The 25296-nt window shown below is 70.2% G+C and carries 18 protein-coding genes; 11 read left to right on the forward strand and 7 right to left on the reverse strand.

The features are described 5' to 3' along the window. Positions 1–2 precede the first annotated feature (2 nt). Together ACZ7M3_RS26865 and ACZ7M3_RS26870 are read left to right on the forward strand one after the other, a co-directional pair. A protein-coding gene (locus tag ACZ7M3_RS26865; RefSeq protein WP_472066237.1) for an IS5 family transposase occupies positions 3–829 on the forward strand; the annotation gives its coding sequence in 2 pieces (ribosomal slippage) (positions 3–363 and positions 363–829; 828 coding nt in all). A 638-nt stretch (positions 830–1467) separates the two neighbouring features. Next, positions 1468–2814, forward strand: a complete 1347-nt coding sequence (locus ACZ7M3_RS26870; RefSeq protein ID WP_472066239.1) for an IS701 family transposase — start codon at positions 1468–1470, stop codon at positions 2812–2814. A gap of 6 nt (positions 2815–2820) precedes the next feature. On the opposite strand, the gene ACZ7M3_RS26875 is transcribed toward ACZ7M3_RS26870, so the two are convergent. After that, the gene (locus tag ACZ7M3_RS26875; RefSeq protein WP_472066241.1) at positions 2821–3171 is read right to left on the reverse strand and encodes a hypothetical protein; all 351 of its coding nucleotides are present in this window, start codon (positions 3169–3171) and stop codon (positions 2821–2823) included. 16 nt (positions 3172–3187) lie between these two features. After that, on the reverse strand, positions 3188–3463 hold the full coding sequence (locus ACZ7M3_RS26880; RefSeq protein WP_472066243.1) for a hypothetical protein: 276 nt from the start codon (positions 3461–3463) through the stop codon (positions 3188–3190). Positions 3464–4603: 1140 nt separating this feature from the next. Between ACZ7M3_RS26880 and ACZ7M3_RS26885 the strand changes: the two genes are divergently transcribed. The 7 genes from ACZ7M3_RS26885 (at position 4604) to ACZ7M3_RS26915 (ending at position 16188) form a co-directional block, all read left to right on the forward strand. Beyond that, positions 4604–5026 carry a hypothetical protein gene (locus ACZ7M3_RS26885; protein WP_472066245.1) on the forward strand — a complete coding sequence of 141 codons (423 nt, stop codon included), beginning with the start codon at positions 4604–4606 and terminating at the stop codon, positions 5024–5026. Between the two features lie 875 nt (positions 5027–5901). Then, on the forward strand, positions 5902–7020 hold the full coding sequence (locus ACZ7M3_RS26890) for a trypsin-like serine protease (protein WP_472066247.1): 1119 nt from the start codon (positions 5902–5904) through the stop codon (positions 7018–7020). A 209-nt stretch (positions 7021–7229) separates the two neighbouring features. Then, positions 7230–11174 carry a polymorphic toxin-type HINT domain-containing protein gene (locus tag ACZ7M3_RS26895; RefSeq protein WP_472066249.1) on the forward strand — a complete coding sequence of 1315 codons (3945 nt, stop codon included), beginning with the start codon at positions 7230–7232 and terminating at the stop codon, positions 11172–11174. Then, positions 11175–11681, forward strand: a complete 507-nt coding sequence (locus ACZ7M3_RS26900; protein ID WP_472066251.1) for a hypothetical protein — start codon at positions 11175–11177, stop codon at positions 11679–11681. Positions 11682–12347: 666 nt separating this feature from the next. Further along, positions 12348–12980 carry a WYL domain-containing protein gene (locus ACZ7M3_RS26905; protein ID WP_472066253.1) on the forward strand — a complete coding sequence of 211 codons (633 nt, stop codon included), beginning with the start codon at positions 12348–12350 and terminating at the stop codon, positions 12978–12980. 376 nt (positions 12981–13356) lie between these two features. Continuing rightward, positions 13357–14511, forward strand: coding sequence for a ribosome small subunit-dependent GTPase A (gene rsgA, locus ACZ7M3_RS26910; RefSeq protein ID WP_472066255.1), 1155 nt, complete (start codon positions 13357–13359; stop codon positions 14509–14511). A 309-nt stretch (positions 14512–14820) separates the two neighbouring features. Further along, positions 14821–16188, forward strand: a complete 1368-nt coding sequence (locus tag ACZ7M3_RS26915) for a bifunctional transcriptional activator/DNA repair enzyme AdaA (RefSeq protein WP_472066467.1) — start codon at positions 14821–14823, stop codon at positions 16186–16188. Between the two features lie 25 nt (positions 16189–16213). Here ACZ7M3_RS26915 and ACZ7M3_RS26920 read toward each other — a convergent pair whose 3' ends face one another. Together ACZ7M3_RS26920 and ACZ7M3_RS26925 are read right to left on the reverse strand one after the other, a co-directional pair. Beyond that, positions 16214–16954 (reverse strand): Type 1 glutamine amidotransferase-like domain-containing protein, encoded by a 741-nt coding sequence (locus ACZ7M3_RS26920; RefSeq protein ID WP_472066257.1) that lies wholly within the window; start codon positions 16952–16954, stop codon positions 16214–16216. Between the two features lie 36 nt (positions 16955–16990). Next, positions 16991–17359 carry a PPOX class F420-dependent oxidoreductase gene (locus ACZ7M3_RS26925; protein ID WP_450432517.1) on the reverse strand — a complete coding sequence of 123 codons (369 nt, stop codon included), beginning with the start codon at positions 17357–17359 and terminating at the stop codon, positions 16991–16993. A gap of 196 nt (positions 17360–17555) precedes the next feature. Here ACZ7M3_RS26925 and ACZ7M3_RS26930 point away from each other — a divergent pair, with 196 nt between their 5' ends. Continuing rightward, positions 17556–18797, forward strand: a complete 1242-nt coding sequence (locus ACZ7M3_RS26930) for an SGNH/GDSL hydrolase family protein (RefSeq protein ID WP_472066259.1) — start codon at positions 17556–17558, stop codon at positions 18795–18797. On the opposite strand, the gene ACZ7M3_RS26935 is transcribed toward ACZ7M3_RS26930, so the two are convergent. The 3 genes from ACZ7M3_RS26935 to ACZ7M3_RS26945 form a co-directional block, all read right to left on the reverse strand. Further along, the gene (locus ACZ7M3_RS26935; protein WP_472066261.1) at positions 18794–21106 is read right to left on the reverse strand and encodes a glycosyl hydrolase family 95 catalytic domain-containing protein; all 2313 of its coding nucleotides are present in this window, start codon (positions 21104–21106) and stop codon (positions 18794–18796) included. The genes ACZ7M3_RS26930 and ACZ7M3_RS26935 overlap by 4 nt on opposite strands. Positions 21107–21298: 192 nt before the next feature. Beyond that, entirely contained in the window at positions 21299–21781 is a 483-nt protein-coding gene (locus tag ACZ7M3_RS26940) for a DUF456 domain-containing protein (protein WP_450432511.1), read from the reverse strand. 36 nt (positions 21782–21817) lie between these two features. Further along, positions 21818–22798 (reverse strand): TrmB family transcriptional regulator, encoded by a 981-nt coding sequence (locus ACZ7M3_RS26945; protein ID WP_075031092.1) that lies wholly within the window; start codon positions 22796–22798, stop codon positions 21818–21820. A gap of 475 nt (positions 22799–23273) precedes the next feature. Here ACZ7M3_RS26945 and ACZ7M3_RS26950 point away from each other — a divergent pair, with 475 nt between their 5' ends. Continuing rightward, positions 23274–25217, forward strand: coding sequence for a PP2C family serine/threonine-protein phosphatase (locus tag ACZ7M3_RS26950; protein ID WP_472066263.1), 1944 nt, complete (start codon positions 23274–23276; stop codon positions 25215–25217). The last annotated feature ends 79 nt before the right edge of the window (positions 25218–25296 follow it).

Below are 25296 nucleotides of genomic sequence, written 5' to 3' on the forward strand. Positions count from 1 at the left end.
GCATGCGCAGGAGGGAACGGCCGCCGTGGATCGTGTCCGATGAGTTGTGGGCACGGATCGAGCCGCTGCTTCCCGTCGTGCCGCGTCGTGCTGATCACCCCGGACGCAGGCGTCTGGACGACCGGAAGGTCCTGTCAGGGATCCTGTTCGTGCTGTACACCGGCATTCCGTGGGAGTTCCTGCCCCAGGAGCTGGGCTTCGGCTCGGGCATGACGTGCTGGCGGCGTCTGAGGGACTGGAACGCCGCGGGTGTGTGGCAGCGCCTGCATGAACATCTGCTGGCCGAGTTGCATGCTGCCGGCGCGCTGGACTGGTCCAGGGCGGTGATCGACGGCTCCCACGTGCGGGCCATGAAGGGCGGCCCAAAACCGGCCCGAGTCCGGTCGACCGTGCCCGGCCGGGCTCGAAACACCACCTGATCACCGAAGCGCACGGCATCCCCCTGGCGGTCTCGCTCACCGGCGGGAACCGCAACGACGTCACTCAGCTCATGCCGCTCATCCAGGCCGTCCCGCCGGTACGTGGCCGACGCGGACGGCCCCGTCGACGGCCGGACAAGCTCTACGCCGACCGCGGCTACGACCACGACAAGTACCGCAAGCAGGTCCGGGCCGTGGGCATCACCCCGGTCATCGCCCGCCGCGGCACCGAACACGGCTCAGGACTCGGCGTACACCGCTGGGTGGTCGAGCAGAGCTTCGCGCTGCTGCACTGGTTCCGCCGCCTGCGCATCCGGTGGGAGATCCGCGACGACATCCATGAAGCCTTCCTCAGCCTGGCCTGCAGCATCATCTGCTGGCGCCGACTGAGGAACCTCACACTTTGTTAGGAGTTCTAAGTCGAGAGCGCTGCTGACCGGACGGCTCGGATCCACTGAAATCTTTCGACCCTTTCTCTGAGTACCGTGTTTGCCACACGCCGCCGATGCCTCGGCGGTCGCTGCACGATGCAACCTGCGACAGGCGCATGCCCGCCGACCCGTTTCCCTGGTAGTACGCCGGGCGGCACGGTGCCCACCCGCAGGGACTGGTACGTGGCGTCCGGCTGAGCAGTTCAGAGACAGCCGACATGATCTTCATCTCGCCCGAGTGGACCTGCGCTCATGCAGAGGAAATTCCAGCGCGGCAAGATCCCGCTAGACGGGATACACGCCATTGCACGACAGGCAGCGCTCACGCGTTCGGGGCTGCCGTGAACAGGAACTGAGCCCCGCCCGCGCCAGCAGGACCCACATGCTCTCGACCATCGGAACGCCGCCACGCCAGACAAGTTACTGCCCACGGTGTGCAAGCCCACCGCCGACGGCTTGGACCCCACCCCACAGCCCGCCACCCTGTTGGACTGCGGGCAAACCCAACCAGACGCCAGGGGACAGACACGGCAGCTGTGGTTGCGGCGTCTGCACTGGTCGGCGGCTTGCGGAGTCGGGTGCGGGCACAGGTACGGCCACCTTGATCATGAACGTTTGTGACGACGTTTCAGAACCAGGTGGCCGTGGAGGCCACGATAGCCCAGGCTACCTGGGACCGGGTGTTCCGGGCGGCGATGGATGCGGTCGCGGGCTGCTTCGCGCGGCGTGAGACACGTGCGACGGCAGCGGAGATGATCACCGGGCTGCTGACGGAGGTGGACACGCGGAACTGCTGGACGCTGGCTGAGGTGCGGGGGCATCCAGGCCCGCACCGGCTGCAGCACCTGCTGTCACGGGCGAGGTTCGACCATGACCGGGCCCGGGAGGAGATTGCCCGCCTGGTCGTGCGTGAACTCGCAGGTCAGGATGTGGTGCTGGTCGCGGACGAGACCGGGGACGCGAAGTCCTCGACCGACTGCGTCGGCGCCGGCCGCCAGTACTCCGGCGCGATCAAAGGCGTCGGGCTGTGCCAGGTCGCCGTGCACCTGGCCGCGGTCACCGAGTCGGTGCGGGTGGTGATCGACCGGGCCCTGTATCTCCCGAGGGACTGGGCTGCGGACGAGGAGCGCCGTGAAGCAGCCGGCGTCCCGGAAGGGATCATGTTCGCGACGAAGCTGCAGCAGACCGCCGCGATGGTCAAAAACGCGCTCAAGCTGGGTGTCCGGGCACGCTGGTTCGCTGGTGACGATGTGTATTCAGGCCGTGAACTCCGCAGGAGCATACGGGAGTTCGGGCTCGGTTACGCGGTCGGCGTGTCCCACACATACACGGTCACGGATGGAGCGGGCCGCAGGTGGAAGGCCCACCAGCTGATCAACAAGGTGCTGCCGCACCAGTGGATGCGCATGCAGACCGGGCACGGAACGAAGGGCACCCGCGAGTACGACTGGGCCTGGCTCGATGTCCGTGCGGACGACACCCCCAACGGACACGGCGATGACGGCACCAGCGTCCTGGTCGCCCGCCGGCACCGATACACCGGCGAGATCTCCTTCTTCCGCTGCTGGTCGGCCGAAGATGTCACCCTCGCCCAGCTGGTGGAAGTGATCTGCCGACGGTGGCGGATCGAGGAGACTTTCCAACTCGGCAAGACCTTCACCGGCCTGGACGAAGGACAGGTGACCTGCTGGAACTCCTGGATGCGCTGGTCGCTGTTCTCCCTTGTCGCATCCGCCGTCCTCGCCCTGACCGTCGCTGCCACGACCACGACCGGCCCTGCCGGACCAGCCCATCTCGTCCCGTTGACCTGCCCCGAACTCGTCCGACTCCTTCGGGCGTTCGTCCTCACACCACCAGTCCGGGACGCGGAACACATCCTGCACTGGATGGCCTGGCGCCGCCGCCATCAAGCCATTGCACGAGCCTGCCACCAGCGCCGACACGCTCTTCAGGACCAGCCATGACCAGAACTACAGCTGCCGTGACAGTGTCGCCGGGTTGACGCTTACCCAGCCGCTCAGTTCGTTCGGCGTCCGGCCAGGGCTGAATTCGAATCTGTTGTTCTTGATCTTCGCCTCGGCGGCATACAGCTCAAAGAACCGACGCTGTGACGACTTGTTGGAGACCTTGATCCGGCGCTCGATGGTCGTTCCGGGTTTGAGGTGGTCGACGATGTAGCTCAGTGCCCTCGGATCTGCGCGTCTGACAACGGGAGCGTCCACCAGGCGGTTTCCGATGAGGTCCGGGGAAGGGGCCGGCGGTGGGGCGGCAGCCGAGGCGGCCGCCGGCCCGCCGAGCAGAGCCGTGAGCGCCGTCGCCACGAGAAGCGGCCGCCGGTCATGCAACGGAATGTGTCACTGTCCCGGTGTAGGTCCCCGCGACTGCGGCGGCCGGCACGTTGACCGTCAGCGTCGGATTCCAGCTCACGGAGTTGTTGCCGTCCCCGCTGGCCCTGCTGAATGCGACGAGCGGGGCGCCCAGGTTGCCGGGCGTTCCCGCGGTGAATGGTCCATTGACGGGGTTGATCGCCGCGCCGGGAGCATAGTCCACGAGCGCCGCGCCGATGGTTTCCGCCGGTGTGCCGCCTCCCGTGGTGAACGGGGTGCTGGTCACTGTGGCTTCCCAGGTGGTGTTGAGGGTGGACCGCTCATCGGTGACCGTGGCCGCCCCCAATTGGCCCGTTGAGTCATTTCCGGGGGTGGCGGCGGAGAGGGGGGGCCGAAGCGGGAGCCGTGATGTTCAGGCCGTCCGTGGCATTGACCGTGAAGGTCACGATGGTGTCATCTGTGGGTGCGGCCCAGGCAGCGGGCGCTGCGGCCATTGCAGCCACCACGCTTACGGCAACGGATAGGGATAGCACTCTCGCGCGCATCGGTTTCCTTTTGTCGCATCCAGTGGATGCACGAACAGATATCGCAGTGCACCATTGCAGGGGTCGCGCCCCAATTGCGACTAATCCATTTGGCGGGTGAGCGGCCCCGCGTTTCATAGAGTCCGATGATCTTGTTTCAGGCGGACTGCGGGGTGACTTCCTGTTGTTGTCACCAGTTCACTCCTACCGTGTGGGTGTCGTTGACACGTTCCTGGCTGCGGTGGATCGCCCTGACCTCGATCTTTCGTGACCGCTTGCCGGCTCATCTGGCGGGCTGTTTCGGCTTGTTGGGTGGGGTGGGGTGTCGCTGTTGGTCAGCCGGGGTTCGGGAGGTCCTGCAGACGCAGTCCCATCGCTTGGTCGACCAACGGGAGTTGGTGCATCGCGTAAGGCGCGGTGCCGGGTGCCGTGATGCGAGGGGCTGATCTGTCCTGTTGGCTCAGCGATGCGGGCGAGGAGATCCATATTCCGTGGCGCTCGAGTGCGTACGTCTCTATGGCGGGTGCGAATCGTGCTTCTTCTCTCCGTGCCCGAGCGCGCGTGCCAGGGCCACCCTGGTGAAAGGTCTCCCTCGACTTCCGCTTTTCTCGCTTTCCCCTCCTCACCGAGAGCGCGCCGGGTCCGACGCGGGAACTCAGGACGCGATCCTCACGCGACAGGGCAGCTAGGGACGCGGCACGTTCAATCGCTGCAAGGTAAAGATGGTCAGGTTGGTGGCGCCGCCGGGAGCGAGCTGGGGTCGGGGCTTTGCCGGAGGATGGGGGTGTTCTTCGTCCAGGTCCAGGGTGCTGGGCTATCGACGATGAGCACGCCGCTGACCCGGTCGCGGGCGTGGTCTTCGGGGAAAAGGGCCGCGTGGCCAACCGCCACGATGAACGGCAGTGCCAGCCACGCCGTTTCGTTTGGGTAAGACGGGTGTTGAGGCGGAGACGCGAAAGGGCCTGTGGCATCAGAGGTTCCTCACCGACACTCCTTGCTCAGGTGGCGGCTCCGCCCAGTTGTTGGAGGTCCGTCGCCGCGGTCACGCATGCGTCGAGGACCACATCCGGTGCGGCAAGACCACCGGCCTCGGCCGCTTCCTCTCACGCGCCTTGAATGTCAACGCCGCCTGGCTCGAACTCAGCCTCACACCGATCGACCTGCCGGCCGGGATGCGCGTCCTGCTGCTGGACGGCGAACTCGCCTCTGCTGAGCCGAGGAAACTCCTACCCGCTGCTGCGCGTCGCCGCACGCCTCACGCGCGGCGGACGCCGCCTCCACCTGAGGACATCGGCGACCTGGCCCTGGGGCACGAAAGACCCTGAAGAACCCGGCCACCGCGTCGGGACTCCGCCATGCCCAAGCCGCGAAAGTACTCCGCCCACCCGACAACTGACGATCAGTGACGCGGTCCGGCTGCTGTGCTCTCTGTCGGTTGTCAGTGCCGCGTCCTGTCCCCGTGGCCGTATCCCGGTCACCGTCGACGCGGACGGAGCCGATCCGCTCGCGAAGACGGCCGCGATGGCAGCCCCCTCAAGGAGCCACAGATGAACGTCATTGCCAGCGGTGACGGTTCGTTAGCTCTTCTTTATCGAGCTCCGTACAACCTTTGATGACTGTGCCCGGCTTCACAGGAGGGGCGCAATCTGATGCTCTCTTTGTCCCTTTCGGGAAACGTAGGAGTTGGGTGTGCATGGTTACATGAAGGTGAATTCGAGCAGTCTTCCGGTACGTGAGCCGTCTGTTGCCATCTCCGGAAGAGGGGGACTGCGCGTCGATCCCGGCCCCCTCCATGTCTGTGCGTGACCTGCGCACCTGCTCGTCTTTGCGGCGTCGACACGGGGGATGGCAATGAGGAAGTGGGCCGCAGTGCGGGCAAGGTTCCATCGGAAGAGACTCTTGGGCACGGCGGTGGCCGCGAGTGCCCTGGCGTGGTGCGGGGTCGTGGGCGGCCCGTCCCCCGCGCAGGATGCCGGGCCGGGGGCTGTCATGTCTGTGGCAGGCGAGGCTCCGGGGTACGCCGTGGAGGACTTGGGCGGTACCGGGCAGTTGGAGATCCGGTCTGCCAAGTAGGTCCGGAAATCGGCTCGTTGCTCTCCGAGCAACGTCAGGTACGGATCCGCGCCCACGTCCGGCGCCGGAGCCGACCGCCGGCTCCATCAGACCTCCAACCGACAGTCTCCAGTTCAAGGAAATCCTCTTGCGAGCCCCCAGACAGATGCGTCTTGCCGTACTGGCAGCAGGTCCGACGGCGCTGTGCGCCACGCCCGCGGCCGCTGTCACCGGCACCACGGTCACCGACACCACGTTCGCCTACACCGCGCAGATCGTCGTCGGTGTCCACGACCGCGGCTGCTCCGGCGTCCTGGTAGAGCCCGAGTGGCTGCTCACCGCCGCCAGTTGCTTCGCGGACAACCCGGCCGCGAGCCTTTCGGTGTCCGCGGGCAAGCCCAGGCTGAAAACTCCCGCGACCATCGGCCGCTCCGACCTCAGCGGGTCCGACGGCGCGGTGCGCGAGGTCGTGCAACTCGTGCCCCGCAGCGACCGCGATGTGGTGCTGGCCCGTCTGAACCGCCCGGTCACCAACGTGGCTCCCGGCGCCACGACGTCCGGAGAGCCGTTCCTGGTGATCGGTGCGCCGGGCGAGGCCATCGGGTCCGTGCCCAAGGCGGGCATCGCGTTCTATGTGCGTGACAGCACCAGCAACGGCATCACGACGGCCAACGTCGGCATCACCCAGGACAGTACGTGCGTGCCCGGTGCCGTGGAGGCCAACGACGGATTCGCCGGCAGCATCGCCGCGGACGCCCATCACATCGCCATCGGTGCCGCCGGAGAAGCCATCGGCACCGACGTCAACGCCGGCAACGTGGCGGTCTTCAGCCACAAGTCGAACTCCGAGGGCCGCCCCACTCCACTGTTGGGTCTCGACCAGGACCTGGACACCGTCTCCGGTGGCTCCGAAGCCGGCGACATCGACGGTGTCGGCAAGGCAGACGCCGGCAACGTACTCACCTTCCGTGTCACCGCCGCGGGCACGTTCACCCAGATGACCAACTACGACCCGGGCACCGGCTCCGACGACGTGACCGGCACCTCCGAGGCCGGTGACCGCTTCGGGCAGTCTCTTACCGCCGTCAACACCGCCCCTCGCGCGGTGAGCACCGCGGCGACGATGAAACTCGCCGTCGGTATACCGGGCAAGGCGGTCGGCACCGCGGCCAAGGCCGGCGCCACCGACGCCGCGATCACGACGTACCAGCCCGGCCAGGGCGGACTCCCCGCCGCCGGCGCCCGCTTCGGCTGCGCCGCCCGCTGACCCAAGCGGCCGCATACCGAAAAGACACACGTCAGATACGGCCAAGGGCCCTGAAGGATCCGCTCCTTCGGGGCATTGGCCGTCGGGGGCTGAGTACCGATGGACCGGTCCGGCTCTCCGCGCCGGCAGAGTTCCGACTTCGGGTCACAAAGCCCCGATCAGATGTCAACAAGCAAGGGAGCAAACCGTTGAATGCCAGATGGCGAGCTGTGCCCGGATGGCGCGGTCTCGCGGCGACGCTGATAGCCCTGGTGATGGTGCTAGGCGTCGATCTGCGTCCTGCCGCGGCCGAAGGCGAAGCCTTGGTCTACTCCAGGTACGACGTGGTGGATGCATGGGAGTACGGCGGTCCGGGTGTGCGTGGCGCGGCCGCCGTGGCTCTGGTGGGGTCGGACGCGGATGTCCAGACGTTCATGGCCAAGGAACTGCCCGACTTGGAGGTGGAGGACCTGCGGGTGCAGGTCGCCCAGGTCATGGCGATCGGCGGTCCGGCCGTGCGCAAGGCGGCCGATGTCGCCCTGGGTGGTGGCGAGGAAGAACTGCAGGCCTTCCTGGACGACTCGTTCGTCCCAGCCTATGAGGAGGATCTGCGCGTCCAGGTGGCGTCGGTCATGGCCTTCGGTGGTCCCGGAGTGAAGAAGGCGGCCAGTGCGGCGCTGGACGGCACGGCGGACGACTGGAGCGCGTTCCTTGACGAGGGCCAGTACCGGGCCCGGGAGGACGACAACCGGGTCCGCCTCGCCCAACTGATTTTCTCCGGCGGACCGAACGTGAAGAAGCTCGCCGGTCAGGCTATGGACGGCACGGCCGAGGATGTCCAGGAGTTCCTGGACGACGGGTGGGCGGTCGCGGCCGCGCGTGATCAGGAGACGCTCAGCGTCACTCAGCTGGCCGACCTCGCCGACACGGCGCAGAAGCGGGCCAAAGAGCTGACCGAGACCGCCAAGGAGGCGGCCGCCAAGGCGGAGACAGCCACACAGGCGGCCAAGGCGGCGGCGCAGACCGCGGCCGCCGAGGCTCTGAAGTCCAAGGAATCGGCAGGCAAGGCGGCGGCAGCCGCGTCCCGTGCGGCAGCCGCCGCAGATCGGGCGGCCCAGGCGGCCCGTACCGCGGTGTCCGCGGCCGCGGCGGCGAACGCGACCGCACGGGTAGCCGCCTCCGCCGCGGCGCAGGCGGCCTACGCCGCCAGCCGGGCCGGGGGCGCGGCGTCCGTGGCCAGGTCCGCGGCCGCCTCGGCGGCGGGCGATGCCTCCCGGGCCCAGCAGGCCCGGCAGGCCGCGCAGAAGGCTCGTGACGCGGCCAAGGGAGCCCGCAAGGCGGCTGACGCCGCCGACCAGGCCGGTATCGCCGCCGACAACGCGGCGAAGGCGGCCTCGGCCGCGGCCAGCGCGGGCGTCAACGCCGCAGCCGCGGCCTCGGCTGCGGCCGACGCGGGCCGCTGGGCCGGCGAGGCGGGTGCCAAGGGTGACGAGGCAGCCACGGCGGCGGCCCGGGCCAAACGGCTCGCCGGCCAGGCCACGCGCGCGGCTGGCGTCGCGCAGGCCAACGCCAAGCAGGCCGCGACAGCCGCCCGGCAGTCGCGTGACGCGGCCAACGATGCGGCCACGCATGCCGAGGCAGCGGCGATCGCGGCGGACAAGGCCGCCGACCAGGCCGGCAAGGCGGTCGATGCCGCCGGGGACTCCACCGCCGCCGCGAACGAGGCCACCAAGGCCGCCGACAACGCGGTGACGGCGGCCGAGCAGGCGTCCACCGTGACGGAGCTGGCCCGCAAGGCGGATGCCGAGCGGCTGGCGGAGCAGCAGGACGAAGCGGTGCTCGCGGCAGATGAGGCGAGCAGGACCCACGACGCGCAGGTGACCGCCGCCGAATGGGAGGTCGGTCGTCTCCAGCAGCTCAACTCCGATACGCGGCAGCTGCTGAAGGACGCCGAGGCTGCCTCCGACCCGGCGGTCACGGCCGCGAAGGGACGTCAGGCCGCGGTGACTCTGCTGGGCAGTGGTGGGACCTGGGTGCGGGACGCCGCCGAGGAGGCGCTGTCCGGCACGGACGAGGACGTGGCCGAGTTCGTGCGCACCAGGCTGTCGGTGGCCATGGAACAGGACGACCGCGCCAGCGTGGCGCACATCGCGACGACCACCGAGATCCCCGCGCAGCGGCAGGCCGCGCTGGACGTGGTGGACCACCCGGTCGACCAGGTCCGTGAGTTCCTGCGGACCCGCGCCTACCCGGGCAAGGACGACGACGACCGTGTCGCCCTGGCTCAGATCGCGGCCAAGGGCGGTCCGGGAGTGAAGGCAGCCGCGAGCGAGGCGTTGGACGGTACCGCGGCCGACGTGGCTCGGTTCCTTCAGACCGGGCAGTTCGAGGCTCAGGAGGACGACGACCGCGTGGCGGTCACCGAGGCTCTCGCGGGTGGAGGACCCGAGGTCCAGGCCGCAGCGCAGGCCGTGCTGTCGGGCCCGCCGTCCGGACTGCGCCCCTTCCTGGAGGTCGGTCTGTACAAGGCGCGGCAGCGGGACGCCAACGCCGCCGCCCACATCGCCGAGGTCAGCACCCTGCTCCAGGCCGCTTACAAGTCGGCGTGGCTCGCGCAGAAGGACGCCGCCGAAGCTCAGAAGGTGGCCGCACAGGCCCGCAAGGACGCCGCCAAGGCCGTCGAATGGTCGAACAAGGCTCAACACTCTTCGGAGCAGGCGAACACTTACGCCGTGCAGGCGGACAAGTCGGCGGACCAGGCGGCGAAGTCCGCCGAAAGCGCCGCCCAGTCCGCCAAGACGGCCCGTGCCGCGGCCGCCTCCGCCCGGCAGGACGCGCAGTCGGCCACCCGTTCCGCGGAAAGCGCGCAGCACTCCGCCGGTGTCGCGGGAGACTACGCCTACGAGGCCAACACGGCCGCCTACGAGGCCGGCCAATCCGCCGAGGCGGCTGGCAAGGACGCCGCCTCGGCCGCCAAGGCGTCCTCCGTGGCGATGAAGGCCGCCGCGGACAAACTGGTCGCGGAACTCAAGGAGCAGGTGAAGCAGGAGCTCCAGCAGGCCAGCAAGCCGGTCACGGATGAGGAGCTGCGCAAGGCGCTGGAGAAGCGTCTGGTCATGTACCGCGGGGATCTACTGAGGAACGGGGAACTGAAGCCGGGCGAGACGCTCCTGGTCTGTGGCGGAGACGGCGCCGGCGGCATGGGGTGCATCACCAGTACCTATCTCGACCGCCTGATCGCCTGGTACGTGGGCGCCGACGAGATCGAGGACTGCCTCCAGAACACGAAGCCCTCGTGCTTCTCGGGGCTTGCCCTGGCAGCCCTCAAGCTCAAGGTGCTCAGGAAGCTGCCGTGCCAGAAGAACAGCTTCGCCCCGGGCACACCGGTGCTGCTGGGCGATGGCCGGACCAAGGCCATCGAGGACATCCGTGTCGGCGAGAAGGTTCTCGCCACCGACCCGGTGTCCGGGCGCACCCAGGCCGAGCCGGTTCAGGCGACCATCATCGGTCAGGGCGAGAAGTCACTCGTGAAGGTCACGGTCTCGGCGTACGGGCCCGGAGCGACCGCAACGGTGACCGCCACGGATGGACACCCGTTCTGGGTGGCGGACGCCCACGCCTGGCGCGACGCCGGGGACCTCAGGCCCGGCATGGAGCTACGGACCGCAGCGGGCACGCCGGCCCGGGTCACCGCAGTCAAGTCCTGGACAGTGCCGGACCAACGCGTGCACAACCTCACGGTGGCCAAGTTCCACACGTACTACGTGCTCGCCGGGGCCACCCCTGTTCTGGTTCACAATGCCAAGGTCAAGTGCAGCCTCGTGATCGACCACGTGGGTCAGGTCGACCAGGACTGGGTGACCAAGGGCGCCCACGTCAACCTGAAGGACGGCATGGAGGTGGCGCTCCGGCCTGACGGTAAGGGCGGCATCACAGGCGAGGCGATCCGGCTGAGGAAGGGCACGGCCACGACCAAGCAGGTGCAGGCAACCGTCGATGCGATCAAGTCGGACCCAAAGGTTCGCGAAGATATGATTCGAGTGACCAAGGCCGCCAAGGAGGTCTTCGAGTCCAGCGCCAAGGCCATGAAAGAGGGCCGCAATCCGCAGTGGCGCTTCAGCTATGACCGGTCGGCGGAACTGCAGGCTCTGATCGAGGCAATGGAGAAGATGTAGGTGTCGGTTCTGGACTTCTACGTTCATGTGGTCACACGTGGCGATCTGCTGGGGGCGGGCATCGGCTCGGACCCTGCCGAGTGGGAAGCCAAAGTCGGCACTGATTACCTGGATGTCAGTTCACCGGGTTTCATTCGTCGGGACTACGGACTTGTCGAGGTTTCCTTCCAACAGGACGGGAACGCATGGTCGTGCTTCGGTATCAACGTGCAGGTTCACCGGCTGCGTCTGGATGGCCCCTCTGCGGTGCCGGTGCCCCTTCGCAGCGCGTATGGTGCGTTCCCGGCCCGGACAAAGTTCGCGGCCCTGTGCGCGGCACTGACAGCCCAGGGCTTCTCGGTCGAACCGGACAACGACTCCTCGACAACTGACATTCACCGATATCGAGTGGCGCAGTCCGGCGCAAGGATCTTCGTCGTCGCTGAAGCTGGTGCTTCGGACACGTCGCGCAGTGGCGACGTCTGGCGCTTGAGTGTTTCCCCCGACTGGTGGAAACACGTGGGCTGACGACTTGGCGCGGCGGTGAGCCTCTCCGTCAAGCGGTAGACGCCGCTGTAAGGAAGCAAAGGCGCAATTCGGCCCCTGCTCTGCCTGGATCGTTCACGGCAGTAGCCGGTCGATATCGCGCCGGGATATCGCGTTCGTCCTGCCCGGTCGGCTCGGCCGGGCAGGACGACAAGTCGCTCGTTAAGGTCACGGGTCTCGCCCACAGGTCAGGACCAGCCGGAGCGGTGACCCCCACGGAGAGGCACTTTCTACGTGCGGGGCATCGGGTCGCGTCCCAAGAACCAGGTCAGTGCCGAGGGCTCGGGGGTGGTCGGGTATGCCGGGGCACGGTTTCTGATCGCTCTCGCTGGCGCCACCGGACTGGCGGTGATGCCGTACTGCGGGACCAGGCAGGCGTGTTCGGTTCGGTCGCCTCGAAACCGACAGCCTGGCGGCTGCTCGTCGGCACCGATGAGAGGAGGCGCGTCGACCGTCGTGTCGGCGTTGCGCCGCGAAGCCGCGCCGCGTCGACCGCCCGCATCGGCGCCGACCTCACAGCAGTCGTCGCCGGCACACCGTCCGCGCGGCTCACCGCGCTGCTGGACTCCGTCGCCGACCGGGAAACCGGCGGCACGGCATCGGTGAGGCGGTTCAGCGCGGGCGGCATCCGCCGCACCTGCCGCCTGCGTGATCCACAGCAAGGAGCCCGCCCTTCTGGCCGAACTCGCCGCCCACCGCACGTTCGACAAGCTCGGCCTGCGGCAACTGGCACCGACGGTGCTGGTCAGCCGCACCCCGCTCGACAAGACTCGCGCCGGGCTCCGGGCCGAGGGTTATGCCCCCGTCGCCGAGACCACCAACGGGACCGTACGCATCGAACAGACCGAGCGTCGTCGCGCCGCCCAGGTCTCGCCTCCGCGTCTGCCCCGCGGCGAGCCCCGTTCTCGGAACTCGGACCCTCGCGCGGTGCGGGCGCCGGCGGCCGTCGACCTGAAGGCCCTGGCTGCCCGATTGCGGGCCGCTCCGCCCGTGGTCCCGGAGCCCGATCCGTACAACGGGGTTCCCTTCGACAGCGACACCGAGGAAATCATCGCCGGCCACGCGAGCCAGCTGTCCCTTACCGATGTTCGCCAGCTCGCCCACGCGATCAACGACGCCCAGGCAGTCACCGTCGAATACGTCGCCGCCTCGGGCAGCCGAACCGTACGCGCCCTCAGCCGGCTGGATCTCGGTCCGCCCTATCTGCGTGCCTGGTGCCACTTGCGGGACGATGAACGCGTCTTCACCCTCTCCCGCGTCCACGGCGTCATGCCCGCATAGCAAGGGAGAGCGAGCGGGACGGTACCCGGACAAGTCCACCGGCAGCGGAGAGGCAGGAACCTGACATGGTGTCCGATGGGCGGCCGCCGCGCACCCCATCGCAGTTGTGGGACTCCGCGCGGACGGCTGTCAGGTGCGCCGTAATTCGATGGCGTCGTGGCCTGCCTGCCTCTAGAGTCGGAGCCGTTCGAGCGGCGACCTCGGGTTGCCGCGGGTGATGTGGTTTGTTCGGGAGGTGTGACCGATGGCTGTCGTTGAGATGGGCGCTGCCCGCATCCGGAAGTTCGTCAAGTCCACCTCCGTGGCCTCCGGCTGACCTCTCTCTTCCCGCGCCAGTGAGCGCGGCGCCGGGGCCACCCTTGTGAAGGGTCACCCCTTGTCTTTCTCTTCCTTTCAGCTGCCTTCTTCGCATCCTCTCGCCCTGTACGGCTGGGATGGGGAATGGGAGGCCGAGTTCGCCCCGTACGTGGAGCAGGGTCTGCTGCCCGGTCGTGTCGTACGGGTCGACCGTGGTCAGTGCGATGTCGTCACTCCGGAAGGCGTCATCCGTGCCGATACCGAGTTCGTTGTGCCCCGTGATCCGATGAAGGTCGTGTGCACGGGTGACTGGGTCGCCGTCGATCCCGAAGGTGACGATCCGCGGTATGTGCGGACGCTGTTGCCTCGGCGCACCGCCTTCGTGCGGTCGACCTCGTCGAAGCGTTCCGAGGGCCAGGTGCTGGCCACCAACATCGATTACGTCGTCATCTGTGTGTCGCTCGCGGTCGAACTGGACCTAGGGCGGATCGAACGGTTTCTGGCGCTTGCCATGTCCGGTTCGGGTGGTGAGGCACCGCTGCATACGTCGGCACTCTCCTGGGAGTCCGGCGTGCAACCCCTGGTCGTCCTCACCAAGGCCGACCTCGTGCCCGACGCGGCGACGCTCGGACACCTCGTCCAGGACGTCGAGAAGGCGGCGCCCGGGGTCCCGGTGCTGTCGGTCAGCTCCAACGCCGGGGAGGGGCTGGACGTACTCGCGGCGGTGCTGTCGGGGGGCACGTCCGTCCTCCTCGGACAGTCCGGTGCGGGCAAGTCGACCCTCGCCAACGCACTGATCGGCGAGGACGTGATGGACGTACGGGCCGCGCGTGACGTGGACGGCAAGGGCCGCCACACCACGACGACCCGCAACCTTCTCGCCCTCCCCGGCGGGGGTGTCCTCATCGACACGCCCGGACTGCGCGGGGTCGGCCTCTGGGACGCCGAGACCGGCGTCGGGCAGGTCTTCTCCGAGATCGAGGAGCTGGCTGCCGACTGTCGCTTCCACGACTGCGCGCACGAAGCGGAGCCCGGCTGCGCGGTGCTTGCCGCCGTCGACTCCGGGGTCCTTGCCGAACGCCGCCTCGCCAGCTATCGCAAGCTGCTGCGGGAGAACCAGCGGATCGTCGCGAAGACGGATGCGCGGGTGCGGGCGGAGATTCGACGGGACTGGAAGCGGAAGGGGGCGGAGGGGAGGGCGGCGATGGACGCCAAGCGGGGTCGTTGGCACTGAGCCTGCGCAGAACGGGGGTCCGGGGCTGCGCCCCAGGCCCCCGTGGGTGTGTTCTGCGGCTGCGGGCCCGGCGGGGGCTGGTCGCGCAGTTCCCCGCGCCCCCGAGGCGGGGGCTTCGCCCCGCATCCCCCGCCCGGCTTCAGTTCTTTGGCTGCGGGCCCGGTGGGGGTTGGTCGCGCAGTTCCCCGCGCCCCTCAAGGGCGCTGGCGCGCATCTTCAGCCTGTCCGGGGGAATCAGGTTTTGGTTTGAGTGCTGTGTCTGAAAGCCGCCGGTCGATGGGGTGGGGGCGGCGCAGACTGGTAGGTGTGATGGACGTGGAGACCAGCTACGAGGCGGTGCGGAGCAGGGACGCCCGGTTTGACGGGGAGTTCTTCTTCGCGGTGGAGACGACCGGGATCTACTGCCGGCCCAGCTGCCCGGCGGTGACACCGAAGCGGCAGAACGTGCGGTACTACACGACGGCCGCCGCGGCGCAGAGCTCGGGCTTCCGTGCCTGCCGCAGATGCCGCCCGGACGCCGTACCCGGCTCCGCGGAGTGGAACGTGCGGGCCGACGTCGTAGGGCGCGCCATGCGACTCATCGGGGACGGCGTGGTCGACCGGGAGGGGGTCGGAGGGCTTGCCGTCCGGCTCGGATACAGCGCTCGCCAGGTGCAGCGGCAGCTCACCGCGGAGGTGGGCGCGGGCCCTGTCGCCCTCGCCCGCGCCCAGCGCGCCCACACCGCCCGCGTCCTGCTCCAGACCACCGGCCTGCCGATCACGGAGATCGCGTTCGCGGCCGGTTTCGCCAGCGTCCGGCAGTTCAACGACACGATCCGCGCGGTGTACGCCTCGACGCCGAGCGAACTGCGCGCGGCCGCCGCACCACGGGGCGGGACCGGAGCCCGGCGCACGCTCACCCCCACTGCCGGGATCCCCCTGCGCCTCGCCCACCGGGGCCCGTACCAGTCCACCGCCGTCTTCGACCTGCTCGCCCACGAGGCGGTCCCCGGGGTGGAGGACCTCGACGGCACCCCCGGCCGCCGTACGTACCGCCGCACCCTCCGCCTCCCGTACGGCACCGGAATCGTCGCGGTGGACGAACGCTCGCGCGGCTGGCTCGACGCCCGGCTCCACCTCACCGACCTGCGCGACCTCACCACCGCCGTCCAACGCCTGCGCAGGCTGTTCGACCTCGACGCCGATCCGTACGCCGTCGACGAGCGGCTGGGCACCGATCCCCGGCTGGCCCCGCTGGTCGCCGCGCGCCCCGGCCTGCGCTCGCCGGGTGCCGCCGACCCGGACGAGCTGGCCGTGCGCGCACTGGTGGGGCGGGCGGAGGCCGAGCGGCTGGTGCGGCGGTACGGGAAGGCGCTGGACGCCCCGAGCGGCACGCTCACCCATGTGTTCCCGGAGCCGGCCGTCCTCGCGGAGGCCGAGCCGGACGGCCCCCTCGGCGCGCTCACCACCGCCCTCGCCGACGGCACCCTGCGGCTGGACGCGGGCGCGGAGCGCGACGAGGCGCAGGAGGCGATGCTGGCGTTGCCGGGGCTGGACGGCCGTACCGCCGCCGAAATCCGTACGCGCGCGCTCGGCGACCCCGACGTGGTGCCGCCGGGGGTGGATGTGCCGGGCGCGTGGCGTCCGTGGCGCTCGTACGCCGTTCAACACCTCAGGGCGGCCGGGGAGTTGGAGTGAAGCCCCCGGGCTGCCGTCGGGAACGTCAGTGTCGCCGTGCCGGGAGCAGGCGCGGTTCCACGCGCTCCTCGACCGCCCGGTCCCCCTCGCGCCGGACGACGTACGCCCCTTTGCCCGGTGTCTCGCTGACGGTCTCGACGAGTTCGGTACCGCGGTAGACCAGGCCCACGCCGTCGTCGGTGCAGTGGCTGAGCGGCAGCGTGCCCTCGGCGACGAGCCGGTGGACCAGGGGGCGACGGCCGGGGTCGGTGTCGTAGTGGACGCCGTTGCCGTACGGCAGGAAGCCGAGACCGTCGGTGAGCGGGCGCAGTTCGGGGCCGAAGGAGTCGGTGGTGCCGCCCTGGAACCAGCAGATCGACCCGGCGCTCACCCCGCTGAGGACGACCCCGGCCTGCCACGCGCGACGGAGGATCGCGTCCAGCCTGTGCACGCGCCAGACGGCGAGCAGGTTCGCCACCGAACCGCCCATCACCCACACCACGTCCTGCTCCAGCACCGCCGCCTCGATGTCATCGAAGTTGGGCATGGGGAAGAGGCGCAGCGGCGTCAGGTCGAAGCTCGCCACGCGAGCCGCCTCGCTCATCCGGGCGGCGAAGTGCTCGGCGTCGCCGATCGCGGTACCGACGTACATGACCCGGGGCCGGCGCCCGTGCACGCCCGACAGTTCGACGGCGTGGTGGACGAGCGCGTCGAAGGTCAGCCAGGTGCGGCCGCCGACGCGGTGACCACCCGACGTGGCCAGGACGGTGGGTTCCGTGGCGGTCATGGTCGCCGACCCTACCAAGCGCCCTCGGGGCTCCGCTCAGTCCTCCAGGCCCCAGCTGTGGATGCGCCGGGGATGGACACGGATCAGCTCCTCGCTGAAGTGCGGCCCCAAGTCGTGGGGTCCGGTGAGGAGTTCGGCCTCGCCCCGGATGTCGATGCCGCGCACCTTCCACGGCTGGTGGCTGACGATGTCGTCGACGACGAGCGCCACCTTCGGGTTCCTGCGCAGGTTGCGCCACTTCTTCGTGGTGCCCATCGCGTAACCGCCGATCAGGATCGTCCCGTCGTCCTGCGGGAAGAAGCCGACGGGGTTCGCCTGCGGCTGCCCGTGGGCGTCGACGGTGGCCAGCCGACCCAGCCGCTGTGTGGTGAGGTAGGCGCGTTCCGCCTCGCTGAATTCGGTCATGGACGCAGCCAAACACGCCCGTGCCCGGACCGCATCGGGTCCTGGCCCTAGGTCTCCCGCCCCAAAGCGGTTCGGACGTCGCTCTGTTCGGGACGATCGAACGATAGGTCCTACGAATCAGTGGTGCGGGTGAGTGGGCACGGCCAACGGTGTGACCTTTCGTTGACCGGCCCGAGGGGCAGGGAAGCGATGCCGTATGACCCGCGTGATCAAGGCTCGCCATCTCTTCACCGCCCTGGTGACCGTTCTGGCGCTCGTCCCGTCGGCCGCGAGCGCCGATGCGGGGCCCACCCGCCTCACCGGCCACGGCCACGACCAGGCCCGCTGGACCGGCACCTGGGAGACCGCCCCCTCCGGAACCGCCCCCGCCCGGCCGGGCGCCTCGATCCGCAACGTCGTGCACACCAGCGTCGGCGGCAGCGCCGCCCGCGTCCGCGTCTCCAACCGGCTCGGCACCGCGCCCCTCCAACTCGACGCCGTCACGGTCGCGTTGCAGGAATGGGGCAGGCCCATGAGCCCGAACGCCGCCCCGGGGTCGCTGCGCCTCGCCACGTTCGCCGGCCGCCGATCCGTGACGGTCCCCGTGGGGCAGGACATGGTCAGCGACCCCGTCGACCTCGCGATCCCCGCCGACGCCAACCTCCTGATCTCGGTCCACACCCCCGCCGACTCCGGCCCTGCGACCTACCACCGCTCCGCATTCCAGGCCAACTTCCTGGCCCGCGAAGGGGACCGGACCGCCGACGAGCCCGGCACCGCGTACACCGTCACCCTCGGCAACTGGTACTACGTGACCGGTGTCGACGTACTCGGCGCTCCCGCCGCGGGCAGCGTGGTCGCGCTCGGGGACTCCCTCACCGACGGCACCGGCTCGACGTCCAGCGCCAACCGCCGCTGGCCCGACCTGCTCGCCGCCCGTCTCCGCACACTCCCCGCGGACCGCAGGCTCGGTGTCCTCAACGCGGGGATCTCCGGAAACCGCCTCCTGCAGGAGAGCGGCGGCCCGAGCGCCCTGACCCGCCTCGACGCCGACGCGCTCTCCCGCGCCGGGGTGCGCACGGTGATCGTGCTGGAGGGCATCAACGACATCAAGGGCACGCCCGAGCAGAAGGATCCCCTCGCCATCGAGGACGCGTACCGCCGGATCGTGGAGCGCGCCCACGCCCGCGGGATCCGGGTCGTCGGCGCCACGATCACCCCGTACGGCGGGTACAGCGCCTATACGGAGTCCCGCGAGGCGGTCCGGCTGACGGTCAACGCCTTCATCCGCAACGCCGAACTCTTCGACGCGGTCGTGGACTTCGACGCCGTCGTCCGCGACCCGGCCGACCCGCACCGTATCCTCCCCGCCTACGACCCCGGCGACCACCTCCACTTCAACGACACGGGGATGCAGGCGCTGGCCGACGGCATCGACCTGGACACGCTCCTTCCCTAGGCAGGCAGCCCCCACCGGGGAGCATCCGCGTTCGGTCGTACCGGCGTGACGGTCAGGTCCGGGCGGTCGCCCTTCGCGGTGATGAGCGCCGACTCGCCGCGGCGCAGGGTGACTTGGATGGTCCCCTCGCCCACCGTCGCGTACCGCAGCGGCCGTCCCCGCCCGTCCCGCACGTCGATCGCGCCCGCGATGCCGTGCCGTACGACGCAGGGCGCGCCCGCCTCGCTGACCAGCCGGACCCACCGGGTCGTGCCGCCCTTGCGTACCGCGCTGAGCAGAAAGGCGCCCTGGGTGCGGAAGTCGTGGACCGTCAGGTCCGCCCAGTCGGCGGGGAGGGCGGGGAAGACCCGGACGACGCCGCCCCAGGACTGGCAGACCATGTCGTGCAGGGACTGGGCGGCCGACAGCGGGGTCTCGATGACCGGGCCCGACTCCTTGTACATGGTGTTGGGCTGGATGAAGCGGGTCATGAGCTGGCCGAGGTACTCGAGAGCGTCCTCGCCCTTGCCGAGCAGCGCGGACATCGAGGCGGCGCCCGTGAAGGTGTAGCCCTGGAGAGCGCCCTCGAAGCCCACCCAGTGCGCCAACGACTTCTCGATCAGGGCCAGTTCGTCGGGGGTGCGGCCGGTCAGCTCGTACAGCGGGTACACCGCGAGCAGATGCGAGTAGTGCCGGTGCGACTTCGCGAAGGGGATGTCCGCGCCGATCATGAAGCCGTTGGCGTCGGTCGGGTACGCCACCCGCTTGGCCAGCACCTCACGCCAGCGCGGCGCCAACTCGTCGTCGATGCCGAGGAGTTCGGCCGACTCCAGCAGGGTACGGCAGCCCCAGGTCAGCAGCATCAGGTCGTAGTTACAGTCGCGCGAGTTGCCGCCGTACTCGGGGGAGAAGGTGGCGGGAAGGTGCAACTTCCCGTCCGTGCCCGGCTCCAGGAAGTGCAGGTAGTAGTTGACCGCCTTGCGCAGCAGGGGGAAGAGGACGTCCCGCAGGATCGACTCGTCCATGGTGTGGCGGTAGCTGAGCCAGACGTTGTGCAGGGCCCAGGTGAGGTTGCCGACCTCGGGAGTGGGTGGGTCCTGGCCGGGGATGCCGACGCCGTAGCCGGTGAGGGTGCCGGCCGCGCCGTTGACGAGCTGTGGGTCCGTGGTGCGGGGGATACCGAGCGAGTCGGCGCGGTACCGGTCCGACACCTCCTTCGACAGATTGCCCCGGAACTCGCTCAACGCCCGGGTCACGGCGTCGAGTTCGAGATGGTTCGAGCCGTGGATCAGCCAGTACTCCAGCTGGACGTTGAGGTTCCACCAGGTGTTGGGCCAGGGCGTGGACTCCAGCCAGGGGCCGCTGGTCGCCATCACGGGCGCGTCCCGCCGGGCCGCCGACGCCGTCTTGTAGAGCTGGATCCAGTAGAAGCGCTGGATGCGCGCGTCGGGGAGGGAGAGGAAGCTCTTGCGGTAGTAGGCGTGCCACCAGGCGCGATGGGTTTTGGCCAGCAGGTCGTACGGCTGCGCCGAGGCCCCGCGCACGGTGGCGAGCGCCCGGCCCAGCGCCGTGGAACTGGGATACGAGTGCGCGACGTGCACGTACAGGCATCGTGTTCTGCCGCGCGTCCGCTCCCGCCACGCCGTCACATGCTGTCCACCCGACAGCAGGGGCTGTACGGCGGTGGAGACGCCGTCGTGCGTGGCGACCTCGGCGGGCGGGTTGCCCTGGTAGCCGTCCGGGAGGGGTTTGAAGTCGGCGCGCGGGCTGATCGCGTCCGCCGGGTGGAAGACCCAGCCGAAGTCGCGCTCGCCCTCGCTGGGGGTCACCTCGACGGCGAGGACCGAGCGGGAGTTGTGCACCAGGGCGCGGAGCGTGAGGGTGCCCTTGTCCGTGGTGAGCGTGCCGGTCAGTTCGGCGTCGCGCAGGCCGAGCCGCCAGTCCAGGCCCGTGATCGCCCCGACCGGCTCCAGCGTGAACCAGCCGATGGGCAGGCGGGCGAGGCCGAAGAGGGAGCCGAACTCGGGCCGGTGGTCCTGCACCTGCGAGTGCTGGACGTTGAAGCGCACGGCCGAGAAGGAACCGGTCTCCGTGCCCGGTTCGGCGTAGATCCCGGAGCCGAGAAAGCCGTTGCCGAGGTACGGGCCCTCGTACCAGGTCTTCGGCATTCGCTGCCAGACCAGATCGGCGTCGTCGAGGACGGTACGCCAGGGGTCGGAGACGTCCGTGTGCTCGGCCGCCCGGGCCTGGGCGGGCAGGCCTCCGGCGAGCAGGGTGCCGCCGACGGCGGATCCGGTGGCGAGGACGGTACGTCTGGACGGGCTGGGCATGCGGGTGCCTCCAGGCGGCTCTAGGACTGCGCTTCGGGCGATTCATCGATTCATCGGAGCTATCCCGCGATGCAACGTAGAGAAGTGGCTGCAGCCCGTCAATACGAAGGGAGAGATCCGATGTGTTGGCTCCACTGGCTCCGCTGGCTCCGCCGGCTCCACTGGCTCCGCCGGCTCCACCGGCAGCGCTGGTCAGCCCCAGATCACCGTGGCCAGCCACGCGGCCGTGACCAGCAGGCAGGCGAACAGCTCCGTCAGGACGTTCCAGCCGCCCGACCGCATGACCGTCCCCACCGCCGCCTTCGCCGGGCCGTGCCCACCCAGCCGCGGCCGCTCGTAGAGATAGATCCCGCCGAGGAAGCCCGCGACCGCGCCGACCACCGGCAGCACCATGAAACCCAGCAGTGCCCCGACCCCGGCGTACACGCCCATGCGGGGAGTGGCCCCGGCCTCCCGGAGCTGTCGGGGTGGCAGCCCCCAGCGGATCGCCTGGGCCAGCACCAGGACCACGGTCGCGCCCACCAGTACGCCCCAGGTGAGCGCCCGTGGGTCGGTCAGGGCCCACCACAGGACCGCGGCCCAGACCAGCCACGACCCCGGCACGCCGGGCACCAGTACTCCGCACAGGCCGAGCACGATCACCACGCCGACCAGCAGGAGTTCCCACGCTCCCATCTCCCCAGGTTGACTGAGCGAGCGCGAAAGCGCAGGTCAGTCGCGGGCCACCCAGCCCTTCTCGTAGGCGTGCCAGCCCAGCTGGAGCCGGGTCGTGACGCCCGCCAGCTCCATCAGCCGCTTCACCCGGCGCTGTACGGTCCTGAGGCCCAGGTCGAGCTGTTTGGCGACGCTCGCGTCGGTCAGCCCGGCCAGCAGCAGGGAGAGGATCTCCAGATCGGTGACGTCGGGGCCGTCCGGCTCCTGCTCCATGACACCCCGGCTGCCGAGCCGCAGCGGCAGCGCGTCCCGCCACACCGACTCGAACAGGCCCGACAGCAGCTCCAGGAGCCCGCTGGCGTGCACGACGAGGGCGGCGGGCTCCGCGGTGTGCGAGGTGAGCGGCACCATCGCGAGCGTCCGGTCGGCGATCACCAGTTTGGTCGGCACCTTGTCCACGACGCGTACCTGCTCGTCGCGGCTGAGCGCGGCGGACAGCTCGGTGAGGCCGGTGGGCTGGTCGAGTACGGCGCGTTCGAGCACCACGCGGTAGCCGACGCCCCGTCCCGCGGCCTGTTCCTCCGCGTCGTTGTCCATCCCGGAGACCACCATCGGGTTCCCGGTGACCAGCGCGCACACCTCCGTGGCCGCGCCGAGCTGGAGCTGGAGGAACCGCTGGGTGACCGCCGCCGCTCCGATCACCACCTCCACCAGGTCGTGCACGGCGGGTTCGGTGGCCTGGGCGCGGTACTCCTCGGCGAGCAGGGCGGCCGCCAGTTCCGCCTTCTCCAGCTCGTGCCGCTGCTGGGTGAGCAGTGCGCCCAGAGCGACCCCGGGCGGCGCCGCGACCCAGCGTCCCGGGCGGCCCGAGGACTGGGCCGCGAGACCGTGCCGCTCCAGTCGGCGCAGGGCGCGCTCGGTGTCGTGCTCGCCGAGCGTGAGCCGCCGCGCGAGGTCGGGCACGTCGGCGGCGCCCACGGACACCAGCGCCCGGTACGCCGACTCGTGCGTCTCGTCCAGACCTATCGCTCCCAGCATGCGGCGATGCCCTCCCCAAATCCCGTTCCGGCCGTGACCTGGCGGAAATCGGCCACGGCGCAAACCCGCCTCGGCACATCATCGCCGCAGCACCCGTAACTCTGCCAAGCTCACGTCACCGCGGCAGCAACAGCCGCCCGTAATGCCCGGCTTGGGCCGGACCGGCCTGCGCGGACGCGGGCGGAGTGATCTTGGGAGTGGCGCCTTGGGGAGCGCGGCAGCGCGCGTCACAGGGGAACCTCAGGAAGCAGGTCACACTCAGGGCGCCGCCGGACGGTTCTCCCGTGGGGGGTGGGATCGTCCGGCGGCTTCGACGCGGCGTCCACTTCGACGCGGCATCCGACCTTTCGTCAACCCTCCTCGCCCATACGGCCGTTCGATACGTCACCCGACATGCCGTTCGACTACCAGTCCCGTGGCCGGTTTTTCCGGATGCCCCGTTTTCATCCGGCTCTCGCGGTGGACAATTAGGGGCATGAGTCAGCAGGGGGACAGGCCTACCGGTCACGAGGACGACTGGTGGAGGCAGCTGTACGACGCCACCGGGGACACGGGGCCCACGCCCGCGGCGGATTCCCTCGACGACCGCTTCGCGTCGGCCGCGGGGACGGTGGGATCGGGGTTCGCGCCACCCGAACCGGACGGGGCTCCCGTCGTCCCTGAGCAACGGGGCGGCGGCGCCACCGCGCGCGGCGAGGCACTCGACAGGCGCCTCGCCCGCTGGGACCGCGAGCCCCCGTCCGACCCACCAGACCACTTCCTCGACCCGACACGGCCCGCCGAGAACCTGACCCCCTCGACGAGCGCGGACGCCGCCCCAGGTCCCTCGGAGGCCGGGGACGCCCTCCCTTGGGGAAGCGGGGAGAACTCCGGCCGCTCGAGGGGTGGGGAGGATTCCGGTCCCTTGTGGAGCGGCGGGGGCCACGGCTCCTCGCGGAGTGGCGGGGACTCGGGTTCGTCTCGGGGCGACGGGGACCTCGGCCTCCCAGAGAGCGGGGAGGGCTCCGGCTTCTCCCGGGGTGACGGGGAGCCGGGCCCTGCGTGGGGTGGCGCGGACCCGGGCCTTTCGTGGAGCAGCGGGGACCCGGGTCCCTCGGGGAGCGGGGAGGATCCCGGCCCCTCGTCGGCCGACGCGGAGCCCCGCCCATGGTGGAGCGGCGAGGCCACCGGCCTCTCTCGGAGTGATGTGGATCCGCGCTCCCCGGGGGGTGGCGAAGAGCCCTTGGCTTCCTGGGAACCGCCGCCCGCCGAACCGCCGACCCCAGCGATCTTCCCGCCGGGACCGACGCCGCCCGGGTTCCACGCCGAGTCGCTCCGTGGCCGTACGTCCAAGGAATCGCCCGGCGCGGCCGTGCCGCCGCGCCCCACCGCGCCGCCCGATCCCGCCCCGCCCGGCGCGGCCGCCCCCGTGGACGCCCTCCCCGAGCCTGTCCTCACCGTCTCCCACCAGCCACCTCCCGTCGACTACGTCGGCTCGGGCCCGCCCACCTACGACGCCGAGCCCACCGCCCTCCCGTCCGCCGATCCGGACGACCTCGACGACCTGGTCGCCGACACCGTCCTGGACGGGGCGCGCTACGGGGCGAGCACCCTGCGCGCGGCCTCCGTGCGCGGCGACTCCGCGCGCTTCAGGGGCGAGCCCCGCCGGGACTCCCTGCTCACGGCCCGCTTCGGAGCGGGCGAGCACGCGCTGGTGCTGGTGGCGATGGCGACCGGCGCCCGGGCGACCCCCGGCGCACACCGGGCGGCGGCCGAGGCGTGCCGGTGGATCGGGCGCGCCGTGGGCGGCAGTCACGCGCGGTTGGCCCAGGACATCAGGGCGGCCCGTCGCGGCGACCTGAAGTCGGGCCTGCACCGGCTCACCGACCGCAGTCTCGGCAAGCTGCGCGCGAGCGCCGCCGAACAGGGCATCGAACCCGAGGAGTACACCGCCGGGCTGCGCTGCCTGCTGCTCACCGGGGACCCCGAGTGCCGTACACGCGTCTTCTTCGGAGTCGGCGCCGGCGGCCTGTTCCGGCTGCGGGACGGCGAGTGGCAGGACATCGAGCCGCGGGTCGCCGAGACCACCGGCGAGGCCGTGGTCGGCTTCGGATCGCTGCCGCACGAGACCCCCGAGGGCGACCGGCTCACCATGGACCTGGGCATCACCACGCCCCCGAGCCCGTACGAACCGGCCCCCGAGCCGCCCCGCGAACCCTTCCGTTTCCGCGCCTCCGTCGCCCGACCGGGTGACACGCTGCTGCTGTGCACCGACGGCCTCGCGGAGCCCCTGCGCGGCGAACCGCAGTTCTGTGAGCACCTGACGGCGCGGTGGTCGGCGGGCGAGCCGCCCGGCCTCGCCGCGTTTCTCGCCGACACCCAGGTGCGGGTCAAGGGATACGCCGACGACCGGACCGTCGCGGCCGTTTGGGAGGCGTAACGGCGCGCCGTGTGAATTCATGGACCCGACGGATGAACCAAGGGACCCGCGGGATCCATGGATCACAAAGAGGTGCGTG

Source organism: Streptomyces sp. NPDC111656 (assembly GCF_055656965.1).